Genomic DNA, 12,045 nt, shown 5'->3' with positions numbered 1-12,045 from the left:
GCTTCCGCTTTTACTCGAAACTCGTCCCTAGCCACTCGCCCCTTCAGACTCGCCCCTCCCCCTAACACTCCACCCGCACGAGCGAGCAGATTTGGCTGAAGCCGAGTCCCCAGTTGTGTTCATACTGCGGCATGATCCCCCCGACCAGAAACCAGCTGATCACAAAGCCCAACAGCAAGGCCACGGAAAAACCCAAGGCAAAGATGTTCAGCTGTGGTGCGGCACGGGTCATGACACCGAACGCCAAGTTAATCGTCAACAGGGCGATGATCCCCGCCAGCGACATATTCAGCCCCAGCTTAAACATCAGGCCGAACCACGTCGCCAAGTCGTAATAATCGCTCGGCCGTAACATCAATTCGCCCACGGGCAAGGTCTGGAAACTGACGATCACCAATTGCAGCAATGCCAGATGCCCGTCGGTGGCCAAAAACAACATGATCGATAACATCATGTAGAGCTGGCCGAGTACCGGGGTGTTTTGACCGTTAGCCGGATCCACCATCGAGGCAAAACCGATACTCGATTGCATCCCCAAAATCTGCCCGACCAAGACAAACACTTGGGTGACAAACTGCGTCACCAACCCCATCGCCACACCGATGATCACTTGCTGAGCCGTGGTCAATAAACCGGCAAACGACAGCAACGCAATCTGATCGTTGACTTTGGGTAGCATTGGCATCGCCGTGAAGGTGATCGCCAAGGCTAAATACAGTCGGATTTTGGCCGAGACAAAGCGCGCGCCGAACACGGTCATCACCATCATCATGGACGAGATGCGCGTCAACGGCCACATGTAGTTGGCGACCCAATCAAGCAACACTGCAGAGGTGAAATTCATCGTGTTCTCAGTACAGTAAGCTCGGGATCTGTTCAATGATGCGGTGGAAATAGTCCATCAACATCTGCGTCATCATGTGGCCAAAGAACATCAAGGCCAGCAAGGTCACGATCAAACGCGGCAAAAAACTCAGCGTCTGTTCGTTGATGGAGGTCGCGGCCTGAAACACCGCCACCACCAAGCCGATCAACAAACCGGGGATGACAATCACGCAGACCATCACCAGCACCATGTACAGCGCTTCTTGAAAGATCTCGACAAACGCTTCTGGGGTCATGTACCAAAGCTCCCTGCCAAGGTCGACAATATCAAGTTCCAACCATCGACCAACACAAACAACATCAGCTTAAACGGCAACGACACAATCATCGGTGACAACATCATCATACCCATGGCCATCAGCACCGACGCGACCACCAAGTCAATGATCAAAAATGGCAAGAACAACATGAAGCCGATTTGGAAAGCGGTTTTCAGCTCCGAGGTCACAAACGCGGGGATCAGCACCGTCATGGGCACGGTTTGCGGATCCGTTGCGGTCGAACCGGAGATTTGGACAAAGGTTTCGAGATCTTTGACCCGCGTTTGCTTGAGCATGAACTGGCGCAGCGGCTCTTGCGCCGCCTCAAACGCTTGGGTCGCGGTGATTTGTGCATTGATATACGGTTGCACCGCGTCTGTATTGATCTTGTCTATCACGGGTGACATAACGAAGAAGGTCAGGAACATCGCGATACCGATGATCACCTGATTCGACGGCGTTTGCTGCAAACCCATGGCTTGACGCAAAATCGACATCACCACCACAATACGGGTGAACGAGGTCATTAAGATAATAATGGCCGGCAAGAAACCGAGTGCCGTCATTAACGCCAAGATTTGCAAGGTGACCGAGTAGTCTTCGCTGCCGTCCGGATTCATGGTGACCGAGAACGCAGGAATGCCGCCGCCTCCGCCTTTGGTCAAGGTCATTTGGGTTGACCCCGCTTCCTGCTGCATCTGGCTCAGCGTGACACTTTGTGCCGCGCCGACCGACGTGGTTTCCGCCAAGGCCGGGAAAACCCACAACAACGAGAAAACCGCCAGAACGGCGGCAATCAGATTACTTCTTTTCATTTTTCTTCAACATCTTGCTCAGCTGTTGGGCAAAGTCGCCGCCAGGCTGCTCAACATCGGTGGGCAACGGCGTATCCAGTTTCCCCAAAAGGGAAATCTGCTGTTGCGTCACTCCCACCAGCATCTGCTCATCACCCACTTGCAGCAGCACAATGCGCTCGCGCTGCCCCACCGGTAACTGGCGAAGAATACGCAGGGGAGAAGGCCCACCCGGCATTCCCGCCCACTTCATGCGTTTGATCAACCATGCCAGCAAGACGATCACCATCAACACCACGATTAACGCGGCAAAGGTGGTAGCAAGGTTTAATTCCGGTCCGGTAGCCATGTTAGCGCAGCTTCTTAATACGTTCGGTTTGACTGATCACATCCGTCAAGCGGATCCCGAATTTATCGTTGACCACCACGACTTCACCGTGGGCAATCAAAGTACCGTTGACCAGCACATCCAGTGATTCACCGGCCACGCGATCCAGTTCAACTACCGACCCTTGGTTCAATTGCAGCAGGTTACGGATGCTGATTTGAGTGCGCCCCACTTCCATGGAAATGGTGACGGGAATATCCAGGATCGTGTCGAGCTTACGGCGCTCATCCTCACCGATCGGGGACGGTTCATCCGTTAATTCTTCCAAGGGTGCCAAGTGCGTGCTTTCGTCCAAGGCTTGCTCAGCCAGTGCCGCCGCCCAATCATCAGCCATTTGTTGGTCATTAGACATGTTTCTACCTCTTTGGACAGGCGTCCTTAGTTATTGCTGTCTTCGTTATGCAGGTTCAGCAGCGCTGTCCCTAATTCATCCCGATCAAGGAAAGCCAAATCGCTTTTCACCATATCCGGACGTTTTAATTTATCGGTAATTTTCAGCGCCACGTTGTCGCCCGACTTGCCCATTTTGGCGCGATAGGTCGGCAGATCTTCCACAAACACGGTCGCGGCTTCTGGCATATCAATCGGGATCACATCCCCCGGTTGCAACTCCATCAAATCGCGTAAGGTCAGCGTCACGTCCAACAACTTGGCGCGCATGTTCACCGGTACATCCATGATTTCGTCACGCAGGGCTTTGCTCCAACGCACGTCGGTATCCATCTTGTCACTCTGCACACCGGCATCAAGCAATTCGCGGATCGGCTCCACCATGGAATACGGCATCACCACATGAAAATCACCGCCGCCGCCATCCACTTCGATATGGAACGAGCTCACGACAATCACTTCCGTCGGGCTGACGATGTTGGCCATGGTCGGGTTCACTTCCGAGTCAAGGTATTCAAACTCAACCCCCATCACGGGTGACCAGGCTTCACGGTAATCTTCAAACACCAACTTCAGCAGCATCTGAACAATACGGCGCTCTGTGGGCGTAAACTCACGACCTTCGATTTTGGCGTGGAAACGCCCATCACCGCCAAAGAAGTTTTCCACCAAAATGAAAACCAGACGGGCTTCCATGGTGATCAGTGCGGTGCCTTTTAACGGGCGAAAACGCACCATGTTCAAACTGGTTGGGACATACAGGGTGTTTTGGTATTCACCAAACTTGATCATCTGCACCCCGTTGATCGACACTTCCGCCGTTTTGCGCAGCATGTTAAACAAGCTGATGCGCATATGACGGGCAAAGCGTTCATTGATCAATTCAAGGGTCGGCATCCGCCCACGGACAATACGGTCCTGTGAGGAGAAATCAAACGAGATAATACTGCCGCCATTGTTGCTACCGCTACCACGGCCAATATCATCATCGTCGTCGCTATCATCGACCCCATGCAAAAGGGCGTCGATTTCGTCTTGGGTTAATAAATCACTCACGGTCAACCTATTGCATGACAAAGCCCGTGAAGAGCACCCGCTCCACCACAGGACGGCCAGATACTTTCACCAGTGCATCTTGCACTGCCTTGAGGGCATACGTGCGCAATTCTGCACGTCCACCTGGGGCTCTTAATTGTTCAACGGTTGCCGCACCAAAGGTTTGCAGCAACGTGCTTTCCACTAACGGAATGTGTTGGTTCGCGGTCGCTTCATTGCGCTCGCCACGCACCAGCAGTTGTACTTTGACTTGCACCAAGCGATCCCGTCGGTCACCTGTCACATTGAAAATAAACGGCTGCGGCAAAATCACATAATACGCAGGCTCTACCACTGGCGTGGTCGTCGCGGGTAAGGTACTGGCCGCCGGGCTCATTGCCGCCGGTGTCGCCTCGTTGCCAAACATCCACCATGCGCCCATTCCGCCGCCCACCAGCAATAGCACAACACCGATGATCAACATCAGGCGTTTTTTCTTGCTACTTCCGTTTGAGTCCTCAGCCATCGCTGTTATTCCTTTACTGTGTCCGTTGTTACGGCTTGCTGTTTGAATTATCAGTATCTATTTTAGGGGCGCCATAGTAGCAGAGTCCCCCTTGTTTCCACTAGGCGTAATAGTCGACGCCGTCTTTGGCTTGTGACAGCCAGAAGTCCTGTGGACTCATGACATCACTGCCGTGTTCTCCCGGTAACGTGCCAGCTCTGGATGCGTCACCCTGTCGGCCATTCCCCGGACCATTTTGACCTTGCTGCGCGTGTTCATGCTGGCCTTGTTGTCCAGCAAACTGACGGCTGCTTTCTTGCTGCACCGAGGTTTGCGCGAGCTGCACCCCTTGCTGATTCAATAGCTCACGCAGGCGTGGCATGGCTTGTTCTATCAATTCTCGGGTCTGCGGGTTTGCCGCCGTAAACTGCACGCTGGCCTGATCGTTATTAATAGATAATCGGATCTGTAAGCGTCCCAATTCCGGTGGATCAAGGCGAATATCGACGTGTTTCAGGTTTTTCGACAGCATCATTTGCAGGCGATCAGCTAACTCATCCCCGCCTTGGGCTTGTGTCAGTAACAACGGCGGTTGAGCATTGGCGGCGGCCGGATCGTTCAATCGCGTTTGCATGGTCTGCATCGGTGACGCGGTGTGTGTTGCACGCACGCCTTCTGCCGCGTCATCGCCCCCTAATGCGGCCAATAAGGCTTTGGTTTCCTGTTCACTGCCCCCGGGGGTCGCAGCCGTCAGCAAGGCTGCATCGGCACCAAGCATGCCCATCGCACTGTCTGCACCGTCTGCACCGTCTGCGGTTACAAGCGTATCAAGCCCGAGGGGCATTTCACTGGTGTCGCCCGCCTGGGTGCTGGTGAGATCAATGGGCATACCACGCGTCTGGCTATCACGCTGCATCTCATCGGCGATCGTTGCCGATGAGGCGGGAGTCCCCGCGACCATCTGCGCTTGCGTGAAGGCAGATGCCGCACGCTGACCATCAGCGCTTTGCATCATGTTCTCGCCCTCTACCGATGTCCCCGTTCCCCCACCAGCATGTTGCGCTGTTGGGGCAAAAACCGACGACCAGACCGGCTCACTCTCAGGCTCACTGGCGCTCTCAACGTCAACCTCGGTACGTTGGGCTTCTGAGCTATCAGCCTCCGCACTCGCTACCTCAGCGTTAAGCTCAGTCACGGTATCGCCATGGGATGCGAATGGGGAGGAAAGCGGCAACATTTTGCCAGCCGCGTCTTCCGTACCGGCGGTAGCCGCTACATCAGAATCACCAAGTACCGTGCTCAATTGACGCTGATACTCTGCCATCTCTTGCAAAAAGGCATCCCCCTCTTGCATCGCTTGCTGGCTATCGACAGCCGCGCTGGCGCTGTCAGCAGACAAGGCTAAATCGGTTTCACCCGTTGGGATATTGTCACTCGCCATGGCTTCGGCAGCATTTTCAGCAGCACTCTCCGTTGCCGATGAAGATAACGAATCCGCCTCTTTTTCAGCGATCTCCTCGATACTGTTCTTGCTGCCTTCCTCAACCGCCGCAGCATCCGCCGCGTCGGAAAGCGAATGCCCAGATGCGCCAGACACCTTGTCGGCGTTGTCCGTGTGTGATGCACGATCAACAGGCTTACGCGCGGCGGGCTCAACGGCATCCGTCAGTCGGTGGGAAAAGTCATCACTCCCCGCCTCACTGACAGCACGCGCCGACGATGAGGCTGTTCGGCTCACCGGGGCGGAAGAAGAAGGATCGGAGGTAAACAAACGCGAAAACATCATAGTAACTCAGGGACTCATCAATCAGGCTAACACCCAGCCGTCAGACGGCTGACTGTCTCTATCAAGGTAAGCATCCATGCAAAAATCAAACCATGTATCTTTCGATCAGCGTTTCTCGACCATCCGGCGGGCAAACTGCAAGGTGGCAAATTCATCTAACATTTTCTGTTCTTGCCGATCGAGAAACTGCTGACGTTCCGTCTGTTTTTTCTCTAGCAACCATTCAATGGAGCGGCGCTTTTTTCGCATTTCATTCCAGTGGTCACTGCACTGCTCAACCTGAAAATCAAACTGGCTGGCGGCTTGTTTTTGTTTGGTGAGGGTTTCGTCAAGTTGGTTCAAAAACTTTTGTAAATGCCCGTAGGAACTGGCGGTTAAGCCTTGCTGTCCCCGCTCCGACAACTGACGGCAGTAGTCCAAGCGATACTGTTCAATCTGCTGGAGCTGGACATAATAGTTGTCCCGTTCAGTACGGGCCTGACTCAGCGCCAGCGAGGCGTTGTGCTCGTCATCTTTGGCGCGATCCAAGATCAGCGCGAGCGCGTGGTTTGACATTCTTTTCTCGATATCACGTTATTCGTCGGGCGCACGTTTATTTGGCTCGTCGTCATGGGACAAGGCCCTACCCGCCGAGCACCGAACGCAGCATGTTGATACACATATCGTACGGCACCGATTCTTTCATGGTCTGCTGCAAGTACCCGTCTAACCGCGGTTTAAAGGTAAATGCTTGGTCAATGGCTTGGTCGGTACCGGGCTTATACGCCCCGATCGACACCAAGTCTTGGTTTTTGCGACAAATCGACAAGATCTGTCGCACGGCCTTGGCCATCAACATGTGCTCTTCGCTCACAATCGCAGGCATCACACGGCTGACCGAGCGTTCCACATCAATCGCCGGATAATGACCGGCATCGGCCATTTCACGTGACAAGACAATGTGACCGTCCAAAATAGCGCGCGAGGCATCGGCAATCGGATCTTGTAAATCATCCCCTTCACTCAATACGGTGAAGAAAGCGGTGATCGAGCCTTGATGTTCGCCACCGTTACCGGCGCGTTCGACCAGCGCGGGCAGTTTGGCAAACACCGACGGCGGATACCCTTTGGTGGCCGGTGGCTCCCCGACTGACAGGGCGATTTCACGTTGCGCTTGGGCAAAACGGGTCAATGAGTCCATCAGCAGCAACACATCCAGCCCCTGATCACGGAAATATTCGGCAATGGTCAGGGCGGTTTGACAGCCTTTCAAACGCATGATGGGCGAGGCATCGGCAGGTGCCGCCACCACCACCGCACGCTGGCGGCCTTCATGGCCGAGAATTTCATCAATGAACTCTTTCACTTCTCGACCACGCTCACCGATCAAACCCACCACGACCACTTGGGCCGTGGTACCTCGGGTCATCATGCCCAAAGTCACCGATTTACCCACACCGGAACCGGCAAATAAGCCGATACGCTGGCCTTTGCCCACCGTCAACAGGCCATTGACGGCTTTCAGGCCGACATCCAGCGGCTCTTTGATCGGTTTACGGGAGAGGGGGTTGATCGGATCGGCGGTAAACGCTGCGCGCTGGGCGGTGTAGATCTCACCGAGCCCATCCAGCGGATTGCCGACACCGTCAATGACGCGGCCAAGCAATTCCATCCCCACCGGTAGACCGGCAGCTTGCAGCACGGGGGTTACCCGCGCGCCCGGCATCACGCCGGTTAACTGCTCACTGGGCATCAAAAACAGGGTATCACCGGAAAAACCGACGACTTCCGCTTCCATCTCGCCCGTTAAGGTTTCGACTTTGCACGTACTGCCGACGGGGGCGCGGCACCCGACAGCTTCTAACGTCAACCCGACGACCCGAACTAAGCGGCCCGATGCGACCGGTCGACGGGCCAAGTTATCAGTTTGATAACGCGCAAGACGCGCTGCCAACGCGGCCATTACACGGTGCCTTGCGGTACATCAGCGCTCGCTTCGCGGTCAGCCTCAGTCGCCTCTGCCGTTGATTCGCTTAATGCGCCATCTTGTGCCGCATCAGCCTGCATGGCCTGTTGGGCGTTACGCCCGATGAAATCGCTCAGCACATCGCGGATCCGGCTTTCCATTTGATAATCCACGGTCGAATCGCCGGCTTGCAGTTGCAAATCCCCCCGCTGTAACGCGGGTTCGGCCTGCAAACGCCACTGACGTTCGGCCAGATTGTCCTCACCGTAGGCGGTTTTCACTACCGCCAAGTCATCCGGATGCAACTGAATGGTCACGGTTTGGTTCGCGATCGGTAAGGTCGCAATACCGTCACGCAGGGTCTGCACAATCACTTGGGTATTGGTTTTCAGTTCCACTTGGATCACCTCGCGGGTCAGGCAAGTCACCAAGCGCAATAGCTCTTGCTCGACCGCGTTATCGACCTGTGCCAGCGGTGTCGCCAGTTGCTCAATCAACTGGGTCAGGTGCGTAACCTGCTCTGTGATTTGCTGTTGGCCTTGTGCCAACCCTTGCGCTAACCCTTGTTCCAGCCCTTGCGCGGTACCCTGCTCAAGGCCTTCGGTTTGTCCTTGTGTAAAGCCGTCCTGATAGCCCGATTCACGCCCTTCGGTCTGCCCTTCTTCATAGGCAGACTCACGGATCGCATCTAAATCAGCCGCGGTGAGTGGCGGCGGCCCCGGCTCTTCCTCGTCTTCAAACGCAGGCTCATGCCAGTCATGACGGTAGTTCAGGGCGTTATCTGACGCACTCTCAACCTCGTCGCTGTAATCGGGGTAAGCCCAACGCTCAAGCTCCTGCGCCTGATGTTCGGCCACGCGCATAAAACCACGGTGACGATCAGTAGACATCATTCACCTGCTGACAGCTATGCCCACGTGTACGGACGCACAAGTTCGACGGCATGTTATAAGAATTCATCCGCGCCGCCCCCTGTCAGCATAATTTCACCGGCATCGGACAAGCGACGCGCCACCGACAAAATTTCTTTCTGTGCCGCTTCCACATCCGCCACACGGATAGGCCCCATGGCTTCCAAATCTTCTTGCAGCATTTCTGCCGCACGCTTAGACATATTGCGTAGGATCTTCTCGCGTAACGTGTCATCCGCCCCTTTAAGGGCTTTCTGCAGCAGATCTTGCGGCACATCACGCAACAAGATTTGAATACCGCGATCGTCCACGTCCGACAGGTTGTCGAACACGAACATCAGATCTTCAATCTGGGTCGCCATATCTTCGTCATTGTCACGGATCTGATCCATCAGTAGCCCCTCAACATTGTTGTCGAGGTAGTTCATGATTTCGGCCGCTGCCTTCAGGCCGCCCATCTTGGCGGCTTGCGCGCCAGCTTGACCCGCAAACTGTTTCTCCATGATGTCATTCAACTCATGCAATGCCGCCGGTTGAACCTCTTCAAGGTTGGCAATACGCATCATCAAATCCAGACGTACACGCTCAGGGAACTGCGACAGAATTTCTGCCGATTGTTCCGGATCCAAGTAGGACAATACGATGGTTTGGATCTGTGGGTGTTCGTTATGGATGATGCTGGCCACCTGACGTGGATCCATCCATTTCAAGGAATCCAAACCACGCGAGCCGGTTCCCATTAGGATTTGATCCACCAAGTTATTGGCTTTGTCTTCACCCAGTGCCGCGATCAGGGTATTACGCACGAAGTCTTCGCTGTCCATCCCGATCCCGGTGTATTTCTGAATATCTTCGAGAAAGTGACGGTGCACAGCCGAGACTTTTTCTTGGCTGAGATCGCTCATGGAGGCCATGACGCCCCCCACGCGTTGCACTTGTTTCGGTTCAAGATGGCGAATAATACTGGCTGCATCCTGCTCGCTAAGGCTGAGCAGCAAAATCGCGGCCTTTTCTGATCCACTCAGTGTGGTCAGATCAAACTTTTTCGTTTCTGTGGTTACAACGTCATTAGCCATCTTCGTTTACCCAACTTCTTACAACTTGTGCGGCGAGATCCGGCTCATTAGCCACCAGCGCACGTACTGCTTTCAATAAATCTTCATCTCGGTGCAGGTTCGGCAGATCCATATTGCTGCTGCTCAGCTCCAGCGCGTCCACGCCATCCAGCTCACCACCCAGCAACTCCACACCGTCTCCACGCGCCAATATCGGTCGGCCATGTTCATCCAGCGGGGTACCGTCAGCGGCTTGGTTCGGATACAGCAACTTACGCATCGCCGGACGCACCAAGACCAGCATCACTACCACAATCACCAGTGCTGCCGCCAGCCAACGGACCCAAGTGTTGAAACTTGGGTGTTCCCATACTGGCAAATCGGCCATCACTTCTTGCTCTGGCACCGCGAACGGCATCGAAACCACTTCCAGCATGTCGCCACGCGCGTCAGAGAAACCGACACCGCCTTTCAGTAAGCGGCTGATCTTCATCAATTCGGCATCACTGACCGGCACACGGGTCGCTTCACCGGTTTCCGGATTCACCACCGACTTGTAGTCAATGGCCACAGAGACCGTTTGACGCTGTACCGTACCGGTTTGCGCCCGCTTGTGGCGGATCGTGGTGTCTAATTCAAAGTTACGGGTCGATTCACGGTGTACCGAGCCATTATCGCCGCTTTTCCCTGATTGCAGCTCCGCCACATCTTGCGGGATGGCACTGTCTGACGGCGGCTGGTTACTCAGCGCCCCCGGAATGCCGGCCACGGTTTTACCGTTGTTATAGTCTTCTAACGTGAATTCACTACGGGTAGAGGCTGTTGTCGGATCGTACTGCTTGTGGGTTTCCTCCACCGCACTGAAATCCATCGCCACATCCACCTGCGAGGTGTAGTTACCCAAGCCCAAAATCGGGATCAGGATGGCATCAATTTTTTCTCGCAACGCCTGCTCTTGTTTGCGCTCCAGCTCATACTCTTTACGCTGCGCGGTGGCGCTCGCATCTTCGGTACCGGAACTGAGCAAACGACCATGTTGATCGGTCACCGTCACGCGGGTCGGTTTTAGCCCCGGCACCGCCGTGGCCACCATGTCCACAATCGAGTCCACTTCTTGCTGGCCGAGTGCGCCGCTGGCCCCCAAGGTCAGAAAGACGGTCGCGGTGGCTTCTTGGTTATGACGCACAAACACGCTTTGCTTGGGCATTGCCAGCAACACCTGCGCTTTACGCACTTGGCGGATCTGCTCAATCGCACGGGCTAACTGGCGTTCACGACTGAGTTTTAAACGTTCTTGTTCAAGGCGCTGAGAGACCCCAAAGCCCATGTCTTGCAGCAGAATGTCGTCCCCTTCCGCCACGCGTTCATTCAGCCCGGCACGGGTCAGCTCTAGCTTCACCGACGCATAGTTATCGGCTGGCACGCGAAGCGTATTGCCTTCTAACGCGTATTCAATTTGCTTTTGGTCAAAGTGATCCAAAATCGGGATCAGCTCGGCGGTTTCATACGTCCCTAACGGGCGCATTTCCGGCTCTTTGATCCACGAGACGACCAACACGATCAAAGCGACACAGATCGCCACCGACAGCACCAAAATCACCTGACGCAGGAGATCCAAATTCCCCAGCATGCTATCGACACGCGACGGGTTTTTCTCTTCCGCTTCCGGCTGAAGGGCTAAATCATTGTCGGCCACTGTCGTTGCAGACGTATTGCCCGCGAGCGCGAGTTCGTTGTTGTTAGTTGAAGGATCTGACACTCAAGTATTCCTGCATTAAACCGGCATGTTCATTAGTTCTTTGTATGCTTCGACCATTTTGTTACGGACTTGCACGGTGGCTTCAAAGGCCACGCTGGATTTGTTGCGCGCGATCATCACATCTGACAGGGACACACTGCGATCCCCTTGATCAAAGCGTGTCGCCAAATCACTCGATTGCGCTTGCAACCCATTCACCGATTTAATCGCATCCCCTAACAGGGCACCGAAATCCGCACTGACCTGCTGGCCCGTGGCCGGACGTGAGGTATTGGTTGCTTCCAGCTTCATGGCCTGCAGCTCGGCTTGGAGTCCATTAATGTTCATTCTGC

General features: G+C 54.7%; 14 protein-coding genes. All 14 read right to left on the bottom strand.

All coding sequences use genetic code 11. From position 1 onward, the window contains the following. Positions 1-61: 61 nt before the first annotated feature. Positions 62-844, bottom strand: coding sequence for a flagellar biosynthetic protein FliR (gene fliR, locus ACSF8W_RS03975; RefSeq protein WP_500845254.1), 783 nt, complete (start codon positions 842-844; stop codon positions 62-64). 7 nt (positions 845-851) lie between these two features. Continuing rightward, on the bottom strand, positions 852-1,121 hold the full coding sequence (gene fliQ / locus ACSF8W_RS03970; RefSeq protein ID WP_500845252.1) for a flagellar biosynthesis protein FliQ: 270 nt from the start codon (positions 1,119-1,121) through the stop codon (positions 852-854). Next, positions 1,118-1,960 (bottom strand): flagellar type III secretion system pore protein FliP, encoded by an 843-nt coding sequence (fliP, locus tag ACSF8W_RS03965; RefSeq protein ID WP_500845250.1) that lies wholly within the window; start codon positions 1,958-1,960, stop codon positions 1,118-1,120. The genes fliQ and fliP overlap by 4 nt, the downstream gene beginning before the upstream one ends. Next, positions 1,947-2,288 carry a flagellar biosynthetic protein FliO gene (gene fliO / locus ACSF8W_RS03960; protein WP_500845248.1) on the bottom strand — a complete coding sequence of 114 codons (342 nt, stop codon included), beginning with the start codon at positions 2,286-2,288 and terminating at the stop codon, positions 1,947-1,949. The genes fliP and fliO overlap by 14 nt, the downstream gene beginning before the upstream one ends. 1 nt (position 2,289) lies before the next feature. Further along, a complete protein-coding gene (fliN, locus tag ACSF8W_RS03955; protein WP_428476700.1) occupies positions 2,290-2,679 on the bottom strand; it encodes a flagellar motor switch protein FliN in 390 nt (129 codons plus the stop codon). A 26-nt stretch (positions 2,680-2,705) separates the two neighbouring features. Continuing rightward, positions 2,706-3,773 carry a flagellar motor switch protein FliM gene (gene fliM, locus ACSF8W_RS03950; protein ID WP_500845246.1) on the bottom strand — a complete coding sequence of 356 codons (1,068 nt, stop codon included), beginning with the start codon at positions 3,771-3,773 and terminating at the stop codon, positions 2,706-2,708. A gap of 7 nt (positions 3,774-3,780) precedes the next feature. Next, positions 3,781-4,278 (bottom strand): flagellar basal body-associated protein FliL, encoded by a 498-nt coding sequence (fliL, locus tag ACSF8W_RS03945; RefSeq protein ID WP_500845245.1) that lies wholly within the window; start codon positions 4,276-4,278, stop codon positions 3,781-3,783. 100 nt (positions 4,279-4,378) lie between these two features. After that, entirely contained in the window at positions 4,379-6,043 is a 1,665-nt protein-coding gene (locus ACSF8W_RS03940; RefSeq protein WP_500845243.1) for a flagellar hook-length control protein FliK, read from the bottom strand. A gap of 105 nt (positions 6,044-6,148) precedes the next feature. Continuing rightward, on the bottom strand, positions 6,149-6,598 hold the full coding sequence (gene fliJ / locus ACSF8W_RS03935; protein ID WP_500845242.1) for a flagellar export protein FliJ: 450 nt from the start codon (positions 6,596-6,598) through the stop codon (positions 6,149-6,151). Positions 6,599-6,665: 67 nt separating this feature from the next. After that, positions 6,666-7,985: a flagellar protein export ATPase FliI gene (gene fliI / locus ACSF8W_RS03930; RefSeq protein ID WP_500845240.1), complete on the bottom strand. Its 1,320-nt coding sequence runs from the start codon at positions 7,983-7,985 to the stop codon at positions 6,666-6,668. Further along, positions 7,985-8,881 carry a flagellar assembly protein FliH gene (gene fliH, locus ACSF8W_RS03925; protein WP_500845238.1) on the bottom strand — a complete coding sequence of 299 codons (897 nt, stop codon included), beginning with the start codon at positions 8,879-8,881 and terminating at the stop codon, positions 7,985-7,987. Before fliH ends, fliI begins: the two co-directional genes overlap by 1 nt. A 53-nt stretch (positions 8,882-8,934) precedes the next feature. Beyond that, the gene (gene fliG / locus ACSF8W_RS03920) at positions 8,935-9,975 is read right to left on the bottom strand and encodes a flagellar motor switch protein FliG (RefSeq protein ID WP_500845236.1); all 1,041 of its coding nucleotides are present in this window, start codon (positions 9,973-9,975) and stop codon (positions 8,935-8,937) included. Continuing rightward, a complete protein-coding gene (gene fliF, locus ACSF8W_RS03915) occupies positions 9,968-11,713 on the bottom strand; it encodes a flagellar basal-body MS-ring/collar protein FliF (protein WP_500845234.1) in 1,746 nt (581 codons plus the stop codon). Before fliF ends, fliG begins: the two co-directional genes overlap by 8 nt. Positions 11,714-11,728: 15 nt before the next feature. After that, positions 11,729-12,040 (bottom strand): flagellar hook-basal body complex protein FliE, encoded by a 312-nt coding sequence (gene fliE, locus ACSF8W_RS03910; RefSeq protein WP_500845232.1) that lies wholly within the window; start codon positions 12,038-12,040, stop codon positions 11,729-11,731. Positions 12,041-12,045: the final 5 nt, after the last annotated feature.

The organism is Photobacterium sp. 270122K (assembly GCF_059941365.1).
This window is presented reverse-complemented; position numbering and strand designations above follow the sequence as displayed.

What these genes read in the sequence shown, in the direction of transcription:
- fliR (WP_500845254.1), bottom strand. Translation starts at nt 844, where the DNA reads ATGAATTTCACCTCTGCAGTGTTGCTTGATTGGGTCGCCAACTACATG.
- fliQ (WP_500845252.1), bottom strand. Translation starts at nt 1,121, where the DNA reads ATGACCCCAGAAGCGTTTGTCGAGATCTTTCAAGAAGCGCTGTACATG.
- fliP (WP_500845250.1), bottom strand. Translation starts at nt 1,960, where the DNA reads ATGAAAAGAAGTAATCTGATTGCCGCCGTTCTGGCGGTTTTCTCGTTG.
- fliO (WP_500845248.1), bottom strand. Translation starts at nt 2,288, where the DNA reads ATGGCTACCGGACCGGAATTAAACCTTGCTACCACCTTTGCCGCGTTA.
- fliN (WP_428476700.1), bottom strand. Translation starts at nt 2,679, where the DNA reads ATGTCTAATGACCAACAAATGGCTGATGATTGGGCGGCGGCACTGGCT.
- fliL (WP_500845245.1), bottom strand. Translation starts at nt 4,278, where the DNA reads ATGGCTGAGGACTCAAACGGAAGTAGCAAGAAAAAACGCCTGATGTTG.
- ACSF8W_RS03940 (WP_500845243.1), bottom strand. Translation starts at nt 6,043, where the DNA reads ATGATGTTTTCGCGTTTGTTTACCTCCGATCCTTCTTCTTCCGCCCCG.
- fliJ (WP_500845242.1), bottom strand. Translation starts at nt 6,598, where the DNA reads ATGTCAAACCACGCGCTCGCGCTGATCTTGGATCGCGCCAAAGATGAC.
- fliI (WP_500845240.1), bottom strand. Translation starts at nt 7,985, where the DNA reads ATGGCCGCGTTGGCAGCGCGTCTTGCGCGTTATCAAACTGATAACTTG.
- fliH (WP_500845238.1), bottom strand. Translation starts at nt 8,881, where the DNA reads ATGATGTCTACTGATCGTCACCGTGGTTTTATGCGCGTGGCCGAACAT.
- fliG (WP_500845236.1), bottom strand. Translation starts at nt 9,975, where the DNA reads ATGGCTAATGACGTTGTAACCACAGAAACGAAAAAGTTTGATCTGACC.
- fliE (WP_500845232.1), bottom strand. Translation starts at nt 12,040, where the DNA reads ATGAACATTAATGGACTCCAAGCCGAGCTGCAGGCCATGAAGCTGGAA.